Here is an 18,364-nt window from a genome sequence, read left to right as displayed (position 1 = left end):
CCATCATTACACTTTGGGGAGTTTGTGTTGGACCATGGCCAGCGCAAAGGAGTTCCAGTTTGCATTAGCATAGCTACTCACCAGATCCCTGAGTGTTGTCGGTTCGCCAGCGTTATCCACCGGTTGCAAAATTATCCGCAAATTCAGCGCATTGCAGTAATCCCGCCGCTCCACTACAAAAAACTGCTTCTTGTAGGGGAGTAGCAATGTGCCCTCAGCTTGCGCATTAAACTCACGCGCGGCTAAATAGCCAGTAAACCAATGATTGAGTAATGTGTCGCATTGCTTAGTGTGGAATAAGCCTCCCCAATCATCCCCTAGTATGGCTTGACCCGACAGGACTCGCTGGCAATGATGAAAATCGATAAACCCTAGCTCACGTGTAATCACTTGTTGGCAATGCTTAAGCTGTAGATCTGAGTGTGATATGCCCAATTTCGCCATTAAGGTTGCGACTCTTTGCTTGGCTAACGGCTCATCCTGCTGACAAGCTTTGAGCAGTTTTTTAGCGCGAACTTTGGTTTCATTTAATGCGATGGCGCTTGAGTCTTTCATCTTGGCTAACTTCATTTTGCATTACCTCCATGACTGACTCGATTTGCTCGCGGCACGTGAATGAAAGGCCAAATACTGATGATCAATAAACTCAAGAGACAAGCTAAAATGTCCGCGATTGGAAAGGCCATCCACAACTCAGCCAAAGCGTTTGGCATGATATAAATGTTTAATGCACCTGTGATAAATGAAATATCTGCGAAGGATAGTTGAGGCAACAGGATCAGCAGGGGCAGTAACAAACCATAGATTTTTATCCCAGATAATAGCAAAGCAAGCTTAGGGCGATTTGTGCCTTGATACACAGCAATCGCAATACCTGTGATCCCCGCTAAAGGTAAAGCGATAAACGTCACACTCGAAATCTTAATACAAGCGTCAATGAGTGAGGGATCATCGGTGAAAATACCAAAAACCGAGGTAGGAAACTCCATAAATATAATTGTCACTAAACTCAGATAACAGCAGGTCAAGACGATTCCCCATTTAGCACACGCTAACACCCGAGAAGATGCCATCGCCCCATAGTTATACGCACTGATCGTTTGCGCTGCGCTGGTAAGTGCCATAAGCGGCAGGGCGATAAAGATATTAAAGCGTCCGATCAAACCATAAGCGCTAATCATGTACGCAACCTCATTCGCGGCTGGCGTATGGGGCACTATATTGGCTAAATGACTGACTAAAATATGATTTACCGATGAGATCACACAGGCAATCCCAAGATATGATAATAGTATTGGGCTACCCAAGCCAAGAATCGCTTTTATCTCAGTGAGATTGAGCTTTATCTGCTCCATTCTAAAACAAATAGGCTGGGTAGCTTGCTTATGAAGCACCTGTTTACTGGCAAAGCGGTTATTTGGGACAAAATAGACAACAGCGATAAATAGACTCACACATTGACCCGCCACCGTTGCCCACGCCGCACCACTCACGCCCATCTCCAAAACAGCAATAAAGAGTGTATCGAACAAGATGTTCATGACCGCCGACAACAAGATAACCAGCAGCATCAACACGACTTTGCCTTGTGCTCTGAGTAAATCGCCGCTAAGAGATAACAAAAAAGTGAATAGACTAAAACAGAGAATGGGTTGTAGATACTCTGTAGCAGCTAAGGCAAGTGTTGAGCTTACCCCAATAAACGCCAATAAATGATCAAGCTGGGCGAGTGACACGATAGTCACTATCAGGCCGCAAGCTAGGGCTAACGCAAAACCAGTGTTCGCGATTTGACTCGCCTTATCAAACTCGTTTGCCCCTAAAAATCGGCTTACTAAGGTCGCAGTACCATTTCCTATCATGCAGGCCAAAGCAAAAATCATCATTTGTAACGGGAAGGCAATCGTCACCCCAGCCAATGCATCGGCACCGATGTATTTCAAAATAAAATAAGAGTCGACTAAGTTGTAGCTGCCGCTCAGCATCATGGCCAATGCCATGGGTAACGCAAAGCGCAAATACAAAGTAGGGATAGCTAACGTACCTAAGGACTCAGTTGACTGAGATCCTGAGTGAGATTTCCCGTGGGAGGGCGTTTCGGTGGCTGCCAAGGGCATAATATCAGCAGGTTCAACATTGATACTAGCGGGTTTGAAAGTGTTGGCTGTTGCATGTTTCACAAACAATTCTCCTAAGTTTATTGGCATTCCGCTAAGCCAAACTTATTTGATTGCTGTGGGTTCGATATGAAATCGATTCGCAACACTGTTAATTTATCAGAGTGATATCATCTTTTGCGGACAGGCTTCTCTGCAACCTGCCGCGTATTATTCTCATTCATCCGCCCGATGTCAATCATCAGCTTGTCGTATTTGACGGAGGCATTTAACCACTTCCCAGTAGATGAGCGATAAATGACGCCATCCAACAAGCCACTTAAACCACTTTCTGTGCCGCAGGTTACTAAGATTTATTACCTAGCGATAATATAAAAGTCCGTTGTACACACTCCCTTTTAGTTACGACATAAGCTGTCGCAACTCTGCGTATAATATTAAAAAATAACGAATTGAGGTGTACTATGGATGGTCTAGTTATTGAGTCAATCAGCCTACTTACCTTGCTTGAAGTGGGTGATGTTCCACATTACGAACAGTTAAAACCTGGGGACATATTATTGGACTTCCCAGGAGTCTGGTTAGCACTATCTGAAGATTGGAAAGGAATATATCAACATGTATTAGCGACGCCAGAAGGTTGGTATGATGAGCTACTGCTTTCTCGATTGTTATTAAAAGAATCGACGCAATCGTTATGTGCTAATGCTCTTGTAATTAAACACTTATTAGCATCACGTAATCCGCTTCATAACCACGATACTTATCCCGAGCTATTTAAACTTTGGGCTGCGTTTTGCGCGAACGTTAATAATGGAATGCTGAGTCAGATGCTAGCATCCTCTCCAGCATTTCAGGAAAAGTTAGTCATTGAAGCCGAAGCACTATTAAATTTTTTGTTAATAACATATTCAACGCTAAGGGAACGGCAGGAAGGTTTTGAATCAAAACATTGGGATGATTATCGCGCAGCTACAGAAGTAGCACGTGATGATGGGTCAGCAATTTTTTCAACCTACAGCAATCATTTTATGCTGGCCTCGGTGTTACTGATGCACTTAAAACCCAATAGCCACGTTCTTAAGGATGTCGCACTCAGTTGGCCAGCGTATTTGCTGTACCCAAATGCAGGGGAATTATTGCTAATCCGTACTTTACTCAGTCATTGCTATCAAAAAGAAGGCATCAACTTTCTAGTTAACAATTTCGAACACATTATTCCAGAGCATTTGTTGTTTTTGCTCGAAAAGCCGAACTCAAACGCTATTGAATGCATCGCTGTCAAACAAGCTTTTTTTGATAAATACCAACCGCAAGGCTATTACCCAGGCGCAAACAATTCACTCGAAAATTACACAGAGTATTTTGATTTAGTCATCAACCGAAAATCTAAGAGGGCGGGTTATGATCATCTTTAAATCATTTAAAAAAGAAACTGAAGCGTTATTGTCTCTCCTTGATGATGAGAATAAATTTGGTATTGGTTATGCTGAGCAACCAACTCTGACAGAGCGCGTATGGATCCAAGAATCTCAGGAGTTTGATAGGGTTGATAATTTCCTGAGAGATGACTACAACAACCCGTGGGCCGAAGAATACGACATGACATTGTTGGTTCGTCTCGCATTAGATTGCTGGGAAAGTAAGCTTCCAAATCCAGCTAGAAATGTAAAAGCCCTTTGCGCTACGCGTTCAGGAAAATACGCCATGGAAAAAGATTCACCTTTTTATAGCTTATGGACACTATTTCTCAATAGTAATGAATCATTGATGGCTTTAATGTCAACAAGCAGTGATCCCGCTTTGCAACCGAGTGTCTTACTTGAACAGGCTGAATTATTACTTGATGCGCATTATCTGACCATCCAAAGATTAAATCGTCGCTATGGTGGAGATCCCCGCAGTTGTACTGAACATCAATGGTTTAAATCAAAATTACCCTTGCCAGCAAGAAAGGGAAAATCAAAGCCAAGGGAGCCTAATAAAGCCTTCAATCGGGATTTTGTGCCTATAATGCTGGCGGCAAAAATAGTCATGTATTTTCATCCCTGCAGTAGCTTACTGCAAGCCTTAGCCCTTGCGCCGGAACATTATTCAGTTGGGGAATGGGGCTATGAATACTGGTTTCGTAGAACATTGCAAAAGCACTGTGCAATACATCAAGGCTGGTTATTTTTATTGATGAACATGCCAAGGTTCGCACCTGAAGAATTAATGTATTTGATGAGCCGAGTCCCTGTTAGCGCCAATGAATGTGACGCACTAATCAACGTATTTGAAGAATATTATGATGAAGATACTCAAGAAAGAGCAAAACATTGGTACCGAGATAAATCAGAATATATGGACTACTTCAAGAAATATTTTCAGGTAGGTTATCTGCTTAATCACTAAAGCTTTATCGTGTCATTGTTCATCATTAGATTAAAAGGTCTGTTATGTCGGCAAATAAAAATGCAAACACGCTTCTCAGGCAACAAACACTGCTTAAGTGTATTCCCACAGATAAAGGGATAAGAAGCACCGAACTATTGGAGTTGATTGCTAATGAAGGTTTTAACGTTAGCCACCGAACCTTGCAAAGAGACTTAGATGTACTATCACAGTATTTTCCCATTTATTCAGAAACCGAGGAGAAACCCTATCTGTGGCGCAGCACAGAATTGGGCGGCTTACGGACTCATATCGATACTATAAGTTTGACGGATGCTTTGTCGCTGATGTTGGTTGAAAAATCGCTAAAGCAACTGTTGCCACCGGCGATGCAACGACATTTACAAAACAATTTTGAGCATTCTCGCCAGCTATTAAATACCTTAAAAGATGACTATAACACCCAGTGGTTAGATAAAGTCGCGAGTGTAATGCCTGATATGGGATTTAAACCCCCAGTAATTAACGAAACACTGTTAAAAGAAATACAAGAAGCTTTATTGAGGGATCAAACTATTCGAACTCACTATCAGGCAAAGCAAAAGGTCGCGGCGATTGAATACCACCTCATGCCGCTTGCCTTAGTGCAACGTGGAGACGTGCTTTACCTGATTGCTCAAGATATAACAAAAGGGCATGAGAATGCCGCTATAAAGCGCTTCGCAATGCACCGTTTTCAAACGGTAAAACGTACCTACGAGCAAGGTATTCGTCCAGCGGACTTCAATTTACAGCAATACATACAAGACGGTGCAATGCACTTCTCTAACGGCGAAACCCTAAAGCTTAAAGCTAAGATCACCGCAGAGTTAGCATTTTATCTAACCGAAAGCCCTATGTCTGACGATATGGTATTAATGCCTTTAGACGAGCACTTTTATGAACTGACAGCAACAGTGCACAATAGTTGGCAATTGAACTGGTGGTTAAAAGGACAGGGCGCAAATATAGCGGTACTCGAACCGCAATCGCTTCGAACTCAACTTAGTGACAGCTTGCGTAAAGCACTTGAAGCTTATACAAGTCAAAACTCTGATTAAATTTCATACTACTTAAATATATTATAAGAATCGAAGTAAAATTGAACGAAGAGTATTAATTCAAACTAAGAATGACAAAGTTTAGGTTATTTACCGAATAGATAGAGCAAGAATTATGCATCTGATGTGACTTGAATACATTTACAATACAGAATGATTGACCATTTTTTTACAATAATCCACAGTACAACTTCACTATTGTTGTAGTTATTATTTATTAGCATCAAAAGGATTTTTTATGCGTACTATTAGTGTTTTACCTCAACTTCAGCTAATTGAAAAGGGCGTTTTTATAGGTAATGAAGAGAATCTTGTTGCATTGCGTCAAGGTGATGTCGACGGCGCATGTGGCCCTTATAGTCTTCTAATGGCCCTGATCACGCAGAATGTACTGAGTAGGGAAGAAGTTACAGATCTTAATATACAAGATGGTAGAACACGACTAGGCAAATTTTGGAACAATCTTTATGCATTTGACACCATGGTACGTGATGGAACTTTTGACCACGATTAATCGTTGAATGATCCGGTGCGGATGGATGAGACCTACATCAAAGTGAAAAGGGTTTCGGTCTACCTGTATCGGATATGCAGACGATTTTGTTATCACAGGTATTGGTTTTATAAAGGAAATGGGCTTAACAATCTCTGATGATAAAACTCACATAACTCATATCGATGATGGTTTTGACTTTCTGGGATTCACTCTTAGAAAGTACAAAGGCAAACTGCTCATTAAATCGAGCAAGCGCAACGTTCTTTTTCTGGTTGTTATTAAATCACGTCATCAACATTACAAGAAATTGATCGGGATGCACTTTGTCAAAAAGCAGCAAACACAAAGTTTAATGCGGTCTGGATGAACAGTTTTGCACTATAATGGAGCAAGCTTTTTGATAGAGTGACTTATGGTATTGATATCTATAAACAAAAATCAGAATCACGAAATGACACAAAATTCATTTGGAATGACAAGCCACACATGTGGCTTGTCATACAAAATGAGTTTGGGAAATGCGTAGAAACAACGAGTTAGAAAATACGATTTTCTTTGGGAGGCTTTAAATTGTCATAATTTATGATTTTAAGCGCTTTTTTGTCAAAGAATATGATTTTAAGCGCTAATAAATCAATCCGCATCTGATTGAAGATGGCCGAAATATGACTTTATTTATATTTAATAATATAGTTTTTTAAGTAATTTATCACTCTATTTTTATCAGAAGTGTAAGCATGGAATTAAAGTGAAGACTATTTGAATTCAATGAAGACAATCTTTTGAGAGAAAAAGCATGATCAAAATAACTAATTGAATGAGTGCACAGAGAAAGCACTTGGATGCCGTTGTGGAGCTGCTTGATGCACGTCAATGTCATCCCTTGTGATGTAGAAAAGATATCAAAGCTCATCACGGCCGAGCGTTCTTTCATTTTTATCACCATGACCGAGAGGGCCTTGAAGACATTTTGATCTCAGCGTTGAAGCCATTGAGTAAGCGCCTTGATAAGTTACCATTGACGCGGGCTTTGTTGAAAAAGCTTGGATTGAAGTGAGTGTTGCATAGGCTACGCGCAATGAGGTGAGCGTTATGCAAAACAACTTTTGTTGAATAGAAAATAAAAAATACTTGAACTATTCCAAACGCCCTTAATTGGGCGTTTTTTGCATAGTAGACTGGCTAGATCTAGATTAGCCGATCTGGCTTGAAAATTATCTTTTTTAAGGATAACTATAAATACTTTGCTATACGCTATCAGGGTGGCAGTGTTATGGACATTATATAGTCTGCTTATAGGAGCAATTAGTATGCTCAAAGTAGAGGTATCTCAAGGGCGGAATCAGTCGTAAGTATGAAATTCTTATACTTTTCAATACGACGTATTGAATTGTCTGGTTTGTGACCGTATTTCCTTTTTAGCCCTTAATTTCATAGGGGTATACAAGGGAGATACAAATATGGCTTTTTACTATGTAAATAAGAAAGCACAAGATAATGGCGATCATGAGGTCCACACGAGTACATGTACATATCTTCCCATTGAAGATAATCGATTGTATTTAGGTATTTTTGATAATTGTACTTCAGCAGTGAAGGAGGCAAAAAAACATTATACGCAATCAAACGGTTGCTACTATTGCTCAAATGCTTGTCATACATCGTAATGTGGCATTGATCGTTGGGTTAGATCTTGGTTGACTAAGCGCCCTTTGTGGGGCGCTTTTTCGTGATCCCCTTGCATCAGCTTTCGTTATTTACCTATGCCTCAACCCATTCACTGTCCCTTCCGTTTGACAGAGCCAAGTGTATTTTGTGTCTGGCCTACGACCGCCATTGAGGTGAGCTTGTGGCGTCTTGATTTACTTATATGCTCTTTATCAGGCGTTAAGGCATCTGGGGTCGACTGCGCGCAATTCGTGCTTATGTTAAATCGGCAGGTTTACCCTGATTTATAGCCGTTTTAAGGCAAAATCGCCCACAAATGTCGATTTATACGCATTTAATCGGCGATTTAGCGTTGCAACGGCATGAAAGTTTATAACCGTTTGTGGCTCACATTGCTCTTGGAATTGTCGAAGCGTCGCTTCATGCAAAAATGACACTACACCACCCATTTTGGATTGTTTTCTAATTGAAGTTCGGCTCGGCTGTCGGTGAGCATTGCCAATTGCGCTAACTGTTCATGGGTCAAGAGAGTGCAATACGTTGAGCTAAAAATGGGGATAATTTGTGCCTCGACCATCACACGCTCAACACTATAACGGTGGTAACTACGCAGGTAACACCAGCGCTGTAATGATGAATATTGCACTAACACTGCCTGCAATGACGCGCGTGTGATGTCACGATTGCGGCTGCAGGCAAATAGGCCTGGGCGGATCATCTCCTTCATTCCCGCAACATGGATCCTCAAACGCCTAGCAACCCACTTTTGCGATTTGTCTTCTTGTGGATCAAATACTTCATTGTCTTGCACAAACTGTTTCACATCCTCAGCGGCCAGGTGGAGTGTTAATTGTTCATTGTAACTGGCCAAGGTTATTCGAAATTTTCCCTGATGGATCCCCTCGAACAGTCGACTGAACTCGATGCCATACATCATGAGCAGTTTGTTAAAACTCTGTTCAGGGTAATAGGCACATTTATCTGGGCTAATACGTGTCTTAAACCAGCGATAAATTTGGCGCATATCATAAGTTCGGTGCCGTGAATTGGATAGGTGGTATAGGCTATCAAAATGGCCACTGTCCTCGAGAATACTCAGTTGAACAGCCGTTAAGTCGAGCAGCTGACGCAGGTAAAATGTGCTCACTCGACACGCTAAAGGCACTGTAATGTGTGGATGTTTATTCACTCTGTCGTGCACGGTATAACTGGGCCATGTGGATTGGGTTTCTGCCACCTGAGCCGGTAAGCCACTCAGCTCACGTAAGCTGGTGAGGGGGGACTGCACATGATGTTCACCAAAGAGGCTGAGATAGTGACGATCTTCGGCACATTGTTTGCCCCAAATCAGGTCAAAACGGCCTTGCAACAGGTGAAATGCATCGAGAATGTACTGACTGTCTAGACTCAATTTGTGGTTTGGTGGAAGGGGATCGAGATCGGTCGGATAAATCAGACGGGTGATTGCCCGATGCAATAAGTGCAACCGCTCCTCTGCGCCTTCTTCTTGTTCAATCCATTGTTGATAATCAACATCGATTTCATGGTTGGCGGGTAAAGTGGCCCAGGGTTGTTTGCACTGCAAACAGTGACTAAATAGATGCTGCTGCCAAGTGAGGGGATGCTGACAACAAGGACACTGATCAATGCGTTTACAACGATGTTTTACACAAAATAGCGCTGTCTTAAAGTGCTCGACATGTCGCACGTACGGTGTGGTGCCGATGCAAATAGGACAAAATCTGGGGGAGTGTTGATAGAACATCCGCGCTGGCATGGACCTTGGGATCTCCTCCATGCGCGGTAAAAACTCCGAGTGGGGAAGGTGGGTTAATTGCACTAGGCGGTCAAGCGAGACATCCGGATCGATTTTGGTTTTCTTTATCCCCATGACCAATAAAAATTCGGCCATGGTTGACCAGCCATTGACGGTGGCTAACCGACATAAGTAGGACGGCAGGGATTCGGCCTCATAGGGGCGCAATCTGATGGGTAATGTCATTGCGCTCATGAAAAATACCACTTTTCTAATTGGTTGCTCGTGATTAAAAACGGACAATGTGAGATGTCATGATCAGCAATATCACGGAACGCGGTGGAAAAATCGAGTAACGTCGCCTTCTTACCGTCAAGGCTATTCTCGATCACAAACTCCAAAATTTTAATAATGATAGAAATTTTTCCGCGACTGGCGGCAAGGAGACGACGAGCAACATTCGGATCGATGAGATTAATGGTTTTGATTGGCATGAAAGACGCAATCGAGTGGAGAAATGAAACATACAGATCATAGGCCGTGTATTCCTCAGTGATGAGTTCATCAGTCATACTAAAAGGCTTGAGCGTCACCGATTTCGAAAATCGTCGTGCTAATTGCGGATCCATGCTCAATAGTTCTGTCGCGTCAGGCATACCAACGAGGACGACCGGACAGTTTGTTTCGGTCATCAGGTTTTTAACGAGATTGATAACTGGCCGCGTTTTTTTCTGGGCATTACGCTCAGTTAGATGTTGAATTTCATAAAAAATGATGATTTTTGTATCGAGCTCATGGATCAAGGTGGTGATCCGAGTGAACATACTGTTGGCGGTTCCTCTGTCTGGCGTCGGGCAACCCAAGACCTTCAGTAGTGCGGAGCACAAGCTTTTCACACTGGCATCCACAGGGGTCACGACATTGGCGACTGTTTTGTAGGAATTTGTTTCTGTTGCAGGTCGACTGAATCGTTGTTCAAACAGTCTCAGCGCTGTGGATTTACCAAGACCAGAATCGCCGACAATCATCAGCCCAGTCGGATTAAGGCCAGTTGTTTTCAGGCTGCGTTCTAATGCCGCAATCACTGCATTGCACTCAAAGTGGTAAACTGAACGAGATAAAAATGCTGTGGTAATAGGCTTTCGTTGAGGTTGATAGTGATCCATGTGTTATTCCTAGCTGGTTTGGTAATTGATTATTTTAGGGATCACGGCGGATTCTGGGACATCGCTGCCCGTCGGTTTTGCTGGCGATAATACCAGCGCTTGATGAGCCACTTTTTCACGTTTAGTTAACATGTCTTGAATAACATCTTGAGTCAGCGGTGTGTCCATGGACAACGCCTCATCGGCAAGATTGTGGCTCGTTTTCACGTCTCGAGCGGCTTTCTTTTTACGCTCGAGAGCCTGTTTTGTGATATCGTTGACCTTCAGTTCGCCTGCGTTCGGCATGAAAATTTTCTTGGTCATTTTCAGTTGCAGGAAGGTTTTTCCCCAAGCTAATTTGTTGGTGTTAGGCACAGTTAACACAGATTGGTTTAACGGGTTAATGACCATGATATTACTGGCGTTTAGCTCATCAACATAAAAAGTGACTTTGCCGCGATCACGACTATTCTTTTTTAATTGTTCAAAAAGGTTTCGTAATTCCATGGAATTAAAAAACTGATTTTTATACTGCAATCCCTTTAATTGCTGGAGTGTGCCTCGTTTTTGTTGCCGCAGGTAAAGATCAAATATCGCAACATTGGCAGGCACAATAGCCGGAGAATAGCGAATATGTGTGTTCCACATCGCTATTGGCGTTTGATTTCCTACTCCTGCATGCGCTTCTTGATGGTATATATCATTGATGAGAATACAGACAATCTTTTCGAATTCCTCGACCGTCAGGGTGGCATAGTGCTTTGCCGGGTGATCATAGGTGAAACCATCCGTTAATTTTCCGACATATCCAGGTATCCCCTTGAGTTTGTCGCGTAACGTACTATTAAAGCGTTCAATAAAACTGTGTTTCCAGGGCTGGCGTGACGGCCCAGCGATTCGATTGATCTTGAGTTGAGCTAATAGTGCGTCGAATGATTCATTAATGAATGCTGCGCCAGAATCGACGTACAGATCCATGGGCGTACCATGGCATGTCCATGGATTTTCCATAAAGGAATATTGTTGATTGGATTTGGGCAAAATGGCATGGCGTAATGCGCTCACCGCTGCATTAGTGGTTTCTCCTTCTTGGATACTGATATGCATTCCCATAATGCAGCGGCTAAAAGCATCAATCATCAAGAAAATGATCGGCTTCCCAACGATATCGCCCTGTTGATCAACGAGATAAATACCGACGTGAACCGCATCCATTTCACATCTTTCAAATAGCCCATTGACCTGATATTGATGGTTTGCAGTGCGCAGATATTTATTTGCAGCGATCGAACCTTGCCGCCGCCTAATAATAACGCTTTCATCTAATTTTTTTATTTCTCTGTAAAATGTCGATTTTGATATCATTAGGCAGTCAAGTGCCATGCGCCTGTGTTGTTGCATAAGCGTTCGGTAACAATCCGCCGCGTTGGGGCCATTAAGAGTCAGATAAAAACTATCAATGACATCGTCGACGAGAGAACGCATCGCTGCATCGATTCTGCAGCTTAGTGTCAGGTTTGGATCGTGTTTTCTGGAGGCCAGCAGATAGATGAATTGTCTATTATTGTTTAGCCATTTTGAATACCAGCGCCGCAGTGTTGATGTTGATGGACGGCAATTAACCGGTTCATTTAATATCTCTCCGCAGGTCGAAATAGCCATATTGAGTGAACGTATTGCACCTGGGTATTCGAGTTTGTCTAGATAGTTTAGGTAGGTGTTATAACGCCGAAGATCAGCCTTCTGTTGTTCGTTTAGCCAAGATTGGTCAAGATTCAGATTTGTCTTAGGGAGGCTCAAACTTCCTAGTTGATATTCAGACAATAGCTGGTCAATCGATAACACCTGATGATGTTTGCTGTCCACAACCTCTAGTGTCACTAACGTGTCATCGAGCATGACTATCCGGTAGTCACGATTATTGCGACAAATAACCATATTGGCTTTAAAGATTTGTTGAGCCATAAGATCTTTCCAGATGAGTTAATGGGCTTAACATACAAGTTAAGTCGAATGTGTAGCATCGATTTGCTAATAGGATCATCGGATCATAAACATGACATTGATGAGATTCTGCCCAGCTAATGAGACCACAATATGTGATACGCGAGGGTAATTCTTGCATTACCTGCTGGCATTGTTCTGACAGCGTAAGTGACCGGTAATGATAGAGTTTTTTTAGATTTGCAATTGTACTGCCGACATAGATTTGTTCTTCAGTAACGAGCTTTAAACCATTGTCAGAGATGGCGGCAAAGGCTTTTGAGAGAATATCGAATTTTTCAATATTTTTTTGACTACCGAGTTTGTCTTTTGGTTTAATTTCCTCGAAATACACCCCTTTATGTTTATGTGAAATAATGAGATCAGGCGTATAACGTCTATTTTTTCCGTTGACGAGATATGTAAATGACGCCGGTTGGGTATTATATGCAATGACATCATCCTCAAACTCCAATAGCAATAATCGAGCAACTTCTAGTTCACTATCACAGAAACGTGTAGAATCATTTTTTTGTGAATGGAAATGAATGCGCGCCATCACTTTACTGTGTCGCGGAATTTTTCTGGGTTTCATATTAACCTCGCTTTATGGATAGATATACACATTAGTGATTCCAAATTATTGTGTAAATAAATATTTTTAGCGAACGCAAGAGAGGTTTGAATATTTGTTGAATATCGTAAATATGTTGCCACCCATCGGCGCCTCACGTTTTCATATTGACTTGTTTATATTTTTCACGAAAACACACGCTGTATTCGAGAGCAGTGACGAATGATGATGCCAAAAATAAACAAACATAAAATCATAAACTTATGAATTTCGCACCTATTAATTTCATATTCAATTCGGATATTATTAATACTTTTACAGTGTGGTTAATTTAACTTTTCTTTTATTTTGCCGCGCACACTTAATTTTATTTGATATATATTTCAATAGTAATGTGTATTGCAGCGTAATATACAGCCTAAAGATATAAGCAGTTAATCGTCCAGAGTGAATTGTTATGCTAAAAAGTATTTTCAAACCTATGAATGCCGCTAAATATCTTGATGAACAGAAAATGATTATGACAGGGCTAATCATTGATGATTTTGCTACACTTGGAATGACACCTTTTACGAGAAGCGAACTAACCTTATGAACTCAACATCACTAAGTACCGAGTGCCTATTTAATAGGGCATGTGAAATTTATGGTGAGAAAACCCTCGCTGAAACACTGTTTAATAGTGAAATCCCAGTACTAGGTAACAATAAGCCCATCGCATTAATGCAAACACCAGAGGGCTGTAAATTAGTCAATGAATGGCTAAATAAAATAGAAGCAGGGGAGTATTCTTAGCCTTCAATAGTGCACTGAAACGGCCATGCTCACTTGCGATCCAACATCCCATTAAGCATGCCCTGTAACACAGGGCTATAAATGTCTGAGCTTTCTCGTAAGGTTTTTGCCTGAGCGATTATCAAAGGCCTTTTTGACCTGGCCAGATGAAAACCCCAAACACATGTTTTGCTACCTTTTTGATTATCAAACATTAATATCGCTATAACTCATTTGGAAGGGCGTCAGTCTAAGTCTGTTGGTGGTTGAAAAGGGATGCCCAGTTGGCTTGAAACAGCTTGAATGAGAAATGCACCGTCATCACCCTTACAACATCGGTGTAGTGTTAATCGATTTAGTGAGCATAAACACCGCCGGTTAGATTTGTTCTACGCGCTAAAAGTTAACCCCGCGTTAATACAAATTCTTGATTCTAACAATCAGCGTTACGGCGCAGACACACACTTAATTGCCACTCAAGGTATCGCGCAAAAATGGAACACGCGCCCAGACATGTTCACACCACACTGTACGACCGGGTAGAATTGTCTGCCCGAGATAAAGTGATTAGAGAGATTTACACGTTTGCCCTAACTCAATGCATTCGATGAAGCCTCTGTACGTTAATTACTGCAAAGCCATGAATGAAGTTCTGTGTAACAAAAAGCTCGTTCAACTCTATCAATTTGATTAATCTTGTCTCAATAAATGGTTTTTTTGAGATAAGATTTATGTCATTTCAGTATCTATCACCGCCTGAGTGTCCGTTTAGCACTATCAGTGATGTTGTATTTGAGATCCGTAATCATGGCGATGATCCTAATAAATACATGGATTACATCAGCTCATTTCATATCGAGTATTATTCTTTTGATGAGTTTAGACGCAGCGTTAAGCCTAGCCTAAATGTTAATTTCTGTTGGTGGTTAGTTCGGCTACATAGAGACAGTTCGCTAATCAATCTCACCCCGTTAGAAAATAAACCGTTACCACTAAACCTGCCGGAGTCCGTAAACCGAGCGCTATCGCAATCTCCTGACTTCATGACATATTGCCGATTTAATCACTTGCATGATTTTAGTCGGGTTTTGTCACAGATTGACCGTTACACCACACATAGTGCAATGCTTGGGGTGCTTGAGCAAATCGGAGAAAGCGTACATTTTGAGCACTTTAAAAATAATTTGATTGATGATGAAGCTATATCGAGTAGTCAGCTAGAGGGCGCTGCAACAACGACGCTGATTGCGAAAGAAATGCTCCGAAAGAAGCGTAGGCCTTGTACTGATGGTGAGCGGATGATTGTTGGGAATGCTGACTTAATGAATGCAGCGTGGGACCTCAAGGATGAGGCATTCAGTGTTGATTTGATAAAAACCTTACATAGAATGGGTACGCAGCACTTAGAGCAAAAAAACTACACCTCTGGGATGTTTAGAACCACTGATGATATTGCGGTTGTGAACGCTGATGGTGAGGTCGTTCATCAGCCACCAAAGCATGATGCTATTGAGTGCCTATTATCCCGCGTCGTGAATTGGTTAAACTCGACTGACGATCAGATTCATCCGGTTATACAGGCCATTACTCTTCATTTTGTCATTGGCTATGTTCATCCGTTACGTGATGGTAATGGACGGATAGCAAGAGCTTTGTTTTATTGGTATATGTTTAAGTGTGGCTATACGGGTTTCCGCTATATTGCGATTTCAGCACTGTTGAAAAAATCGCCCATTAAATACGGTCAGAGCTATCTGAATTGTGAGCATGACAAGTTAGATTTAACCTATTTTATTCGATATCAGTTAAGTATTATCAATCGTGCAATCACTGAATTCGTTTCTGCATATGGACGTGCCGCATATCGAATGACTGTATTAGAAAAGGAGTATCCAAATTTAGAAGATATTAAGAAAAAAATTATTGGTTTTGTTGCTGATGAGCCTCGTTATTTAAAAAAAACGACGATTACAGCCAGAGAGGTCGAAAAATTACTGGGGCTTAGTTATAACACGGTTAAGCAAAGACTTGATGACATGGTTACTGCTGGAATACTCAGGCGTGAAAAAATAGGTAAAGCGACAGAATATTTTTTAGGATGAACATATTAAGCTGCGTTGTTATCAACGTCATCTCTGCTCATCGCCATGAGTTGGTGATCTATGGTTGAAAATCACGGTTTTTAGGTCGAAATTGTATATTATTGTTTTATAATGGCTACCAACTTAGATGATGATGCAAATAATACTGCAACCATTTGATGCCAGTTAGTGGGGGTCTTTTACGGAGCCGAAAATCTACCTAATCACTGGCTCATAAACTGAGCTGGTGTCAGGAAATAGAGCAAAAAGCCACGATGTTAGTCAGTGCTAATACAGTTCAATCCAGTCAATTTGTCAGATAACACATTTGCCTCAGGGGAATAAATGTCCCCAGAGCAGTTAATACCATTTTCAATTTACTTACATATTGAGTCCATAGGGATATGTCAGAAAAACAAACCCAGCGCCACTTGACCATACTCAAGTATCTGCCAGAGGCTCCTTCATCGATCACCACAGTTGAGCTCAAAAATAAACTAGAACGAGATGGATTACATGCGCCCCTGCGTACCATTCAACGGGATCTGGACTGCCTAAGTAACCATTACAACATTAGCCGCAATGAAACATTTCGCCCCCATAGTTGGTGCCGTGTCAAAGGCCTGCATCCCTCTGCCATAGACATGACACCCAGTACAGCTTTAGCCTTAAGTCTGACCAAACAATTCCTACAGGACCTATTACCAAGTCAGCTCAAAAACAATCTCGACAGCTTCTTCGACCAAGCTGAACTAAAACTGGCTAATACTCCCAAATTAGCTAGCTGGACAAAATGCGTAGCATCGATCCCAGCGGGATTTCAGCCACTTGCACCACATATAGATCCATTAATCATGCCCCCGCTGGAGCAGGCACTGATGGAAGGGCTGCGCTTATTGATTTTCTATCGCCCACGGTCAGTAAATCAACCTAAGCACTATCGTATCAATCCTCTTGCCTTAGTCACACGAGGAACCACTATTTACCTGATAGCCACCTTAGCAGACAACGATGCTTTTCGACACTTTGCATTGCATAGGGTTCAAAGTGCCGAGCGGTTGCTGGAAATGAGAAAAATCCCTCTAGACTTCGAGTTAAACGCCTACTTGAAACAAGGCAATCTCGCTTTCCCAATAGAGGAACTCATCACCCTAAAGCTTAAGGTCGATTTTAATCTGGGATACCACTTATTAGAAACACCCTTGAGTTTGCAACAAACCATAAGTCATTCGGATGATGGCAAGCATTTCACCATAGAAGCTGATTTACCAAATACCGAAGAACTAAAATGGTGGCTGATGTCGATGAGCGATATCAGTGAAGTGTTGGCACCTCAGTCGCTGCGAGAAGCTCTTAACCGCAGCCTAACCATTGCACAGAAAAAATACTCAGGTTAATGATAAAACAACATAAGCGACATTTTTTGACGCCTCAGCTGGTTAATATGCACATAGAACTGGAATGAGCCTATAACGGTAAAACTAAAAAAGGATCCGGGATGCTATTACTGATCACTGAGAAAGTGGGTGAGTTAGAAGGTATTGAGAACGCCATAGTGCGAAGCCCAGCTGAACTTTGTTGTATCCAGCCCCAAGGGCCTGCACTGGTGATCATCGATATCAAGCTGCCAAACGCCGCAGTACTTGAATGGGCCAGCAAGCGCACCCGGGCAACGCTATGGTGGTTAGCAAGCACAAACCTGCCACATGACTCTGTATTAGAACACATTCCGGCGCAACACTGCAGTGTTCAGCAAACACACATGGATGCATCGGAATTTATCCGACTGTTGATCCCCCACTATTTCGGTCGTCTCTTTGATGATACTCCAGATTGTATTCTCAGCATCACTCCGGGGGAACTGGAGCAAAAACTCATTCGTTGTCGAGAATTAGTCTTAATTCCAGAGCATGAGGTCCTTCCGACTCAGGCTATTTGGGCATATTTATATTGGTTCACAAGTTCAACATTAGATATGTCGATAGAAGAATATGAACAGCGCGGAGTAAAACTTAAACATGACTTAGGGGCTGAACAGATGTGCTGTCTGATAAGCAATTTACCCTTTTCAAGTTTTGTAATGCTATTGAAATAATAAAAGACATTTTCGGTCTGTTTTAGATAAACGTAGTAGATGAAATCAATAAGTTAAACATCAACTATTCCGGCGTCAAATGCCGTTACATAGATTAAGTAAACACTTTCAAAAAAATGGAGTTTATGTGAAAAAAAAATTATATCGGTATTGATTTTGGTACCAGTAATTGCTCAGTTGCGGCTTGGGTAGATGGAAAGGT

Annotated in this window: 15 protein-coding genes and 1 pseudogene; 10 read left to right on the top strand and 6 right to left on the bottom strand. The window is 41.8% G+C overall.

Annotation, left to right across the window (positions count from 1 at the left end; genetic code table 11):
• Window positions 1–6: 6 nt before the first annotated feature.
• Window positions 7–570 carry a hypothetical protein gene (locus tag AAA952_RS05355; protein ID WP_338255093.1) on the bottom strand — a complete coding sequence of 188 codons (564 nt, stop codon included), beginning with the start codon at window positions 568–570 and terminating at the stop codon, window positions 7–9.
• Entirely contained in the window at window positions 567–2,180 is a 1,614-nt protein-coding gene (locus tag AAA952_RS05350; RefSeq protein ID WP_338255091.1) for an MATE family efflux transporter, read from the bottom strand. Before AAA952_RS05350 ends, AAA952_RS05355 begins: the two co-directional genes overlap by 4 nt.
• Window positions 2,181–2,581: 401 nt before the next feature.
• Here AAA952_RS05350 and AAA952_RS05345 point away from each other — a divergent pair, with 401 nt between their 5' ends.
• The 5 genes and pseudogenes from AAA952_RS05345 to AAA952_RS05325 form a co-directional block, all read left to right on the top strand.
• Window positions 2,582–3,535, top strand: a complete 954-nt coding sequence (locus AAA952_RS05345) for a hypothetical protein (protein ID WP_338255089.1) — start codon at window positions 2,582–2,584, stop codon at window positions 3,533–3,535.
• A complete protein-coding gene (locus AAA952_RS05340; RefSeq protein WP_338255085.1) occupies window positions 3,522–4,511 on the top strand; it encodes a hypothetical protein in 990 nt (329 codons plus the stop codon). Before AAA952_RS05345 ends, AAA952_RS05340 begins: the two co-directional genes overlap by 14 nt.
• Window positions 4,512–4,555: 44 nt before the next feature.
• Window positions 4,556–5,590 (top strand): helix-turn-helix transcriptional regulator, encoded by a 1,035-nt coding sequence (locus AAA952_RS05335; protein ID WP_338255082.1) that lies wholly within the window; start codon window positions 4,556–4,558, stop codon window positions 5,588–5,590.
• Window positions 5,591–5,828: 238 nt separating this feature from the next.
• The gene (locus AAA952_RS05330) at window positions 5,829–6,104 is read left to right on the top strand and encodes a hypothetical protein (protein ID WP_338255080.1); all 276 of its coding nucleotides are present in this window, start codon (window positions 5,829–5,831) and stop codon (window positions 6,102–6,104) included.
• Window positions 6,105–6,153: 49 nt separating this feature from the next.
• A pseudogene (locus AAA952_RS05325) lies at window positions 6,154–6,351 on the top strand (group II intron reverse transcriptase/maturase); the annotation flags it as partial.
• Window positions 6,352–8,190: 1,839 nt separating this feature from the next.
• On the opposite strand, the gene AAA952_RS05320 reads toward AAA952_RS05325, so the two are convergent.
• The 4 genes from AAA952_RS05320 to AAA952_RS05305 are packed head-to-tail and all read right to left on the bottom strand — an operon-like array spanning window position 8,191 to window position 13,233.
• Window positions 8,191–9,765, bottom strand: a complete 1,575-nt coding sequence (locus tag AAA952_RS05320) for a TniQ family protein (RefSeq protein ID WP_338255077.1) — start codon at window positions 9,763–9,765, stop codon at window positions 8,191–8,193.
• Entirely contained in the window at window positions 9,762–10,676 is a 915-nt protein-coding gene (locus tag AAA952_RS05315) for a TniB family NTP-binding protein (protein ID WP_338255075.1), read from the bottom strand. Before AAA952_RS05315 ends, AAA952_RS05320 begins: the two co-directional genes overlap by 4 nt.
• Window positions 10,677–10,685: 9 nt before the next feature.
• A complete protein-coding gene (locus AAA952_RS05310) occupies window positions 10,686–12,620 on the bottom strand; it encodes a transposase (RefSeq protein WP_338255073.1) in 1,935 nt (644 codons plus the stop codon).
• Complete coding sequence (locus tag AAA952_RS05305; RefSeq protein ID WP_263237738.1) at window positions 12,601–13,233, bottom strand: Tn7 transposase TnsA N-terminal domain-containing protein; 633 nt, start codon at window positions 13,231–13,233, stop codon at window positions 12,601–12,603. Before AAA952_RS05305 ends, AAA952_RS05310 begins: the two co-directional genes overlap by 20 nt.
• A 570-nt stretch (window positions 13,234–13,803) precedes the next feature.
• On the opposite strand from AAA952_RS05305, the gene AAA952_RS05300 reads away from it, so the two are divergent.
• From AAA952_RS05300 to AAA952_RS05285, 5 genes are all read left to right on the top strand, one after another.
• Window positions 13,804–14,007, top strand: a complete 204-nt coding sequence (locus tag AAA952_RS05300) for an MbcA/ParS/Xre antitoxin family protein (protein WP_006087145.1) — start codon at window positions 13,804–13,806, stop codon at window positions 14,005–14,007.
• A 282-nt stretch (window positions 14,008–14,289) separates the two neighbouring features.
• Entirely contained in the window at window positions 14,290–14,529 is a 240-nt protein-coding gene (locus AAA952_RS22365; protein ID WP_432394285.1) for a DUF4113 domain-containing protein, read from the top strand.
• A gap of 188 nt (window positions 14,530–14,717) precedes the next feature.
• Complete coding sequence (locus AAA952_RS05295; protein WP_338255067.1) at window positions 14,718–16,088, top strand: Fic family protein; 1,371 nt, start codon at window positions 14,718–14,720, stop codon at window positions 16,086–16,088.
• A gap of 383 nt (window positions 16,089–16,471) precedes the next feature.
• Window positions 16,472–17,464 carry a helix-turn-helix transcriptional regulator gene (locus tag AAA952_RS05290; protein WP_338255065.1) on the top strand — a complete coding sequence of 331 codons (993 nt, stop codon included), beginning with the start codon at window positions 16,472–16,474 and terminating at the stop codon, window positions 17,462–17,464.
• A gap of 101 nt (window positions 17,465–17,565) precedes the next feature.
• On the top strand, window positions 17,566–18,162 hold the full coding sequence (locus tag AAA952_RS05285; protein ID WP_338255064.1) for a hypothetical protein: 597 nt from the start codon (window positions 17,566–17,568) through the stop codon (window positions 18,160–18,162).
• Window positions 18,163–18,364: the final 202 nt, after the last annotated feature.

The organism is Shewanella sp. M-Br, from assembly GCF_036245925.1.
Classification (GTDB): domain Bacteria; phylum Pseudomonadota; class Gammaproteobacteria; order Enterobacterales; family Shewanellaceae; genus Shewanella; species Shewanella oncorhynchi.
Note: the sequence above shows the minus strand (reverse complement) of the source record. Positions and strands in the feature narration are given on the sequence as shown.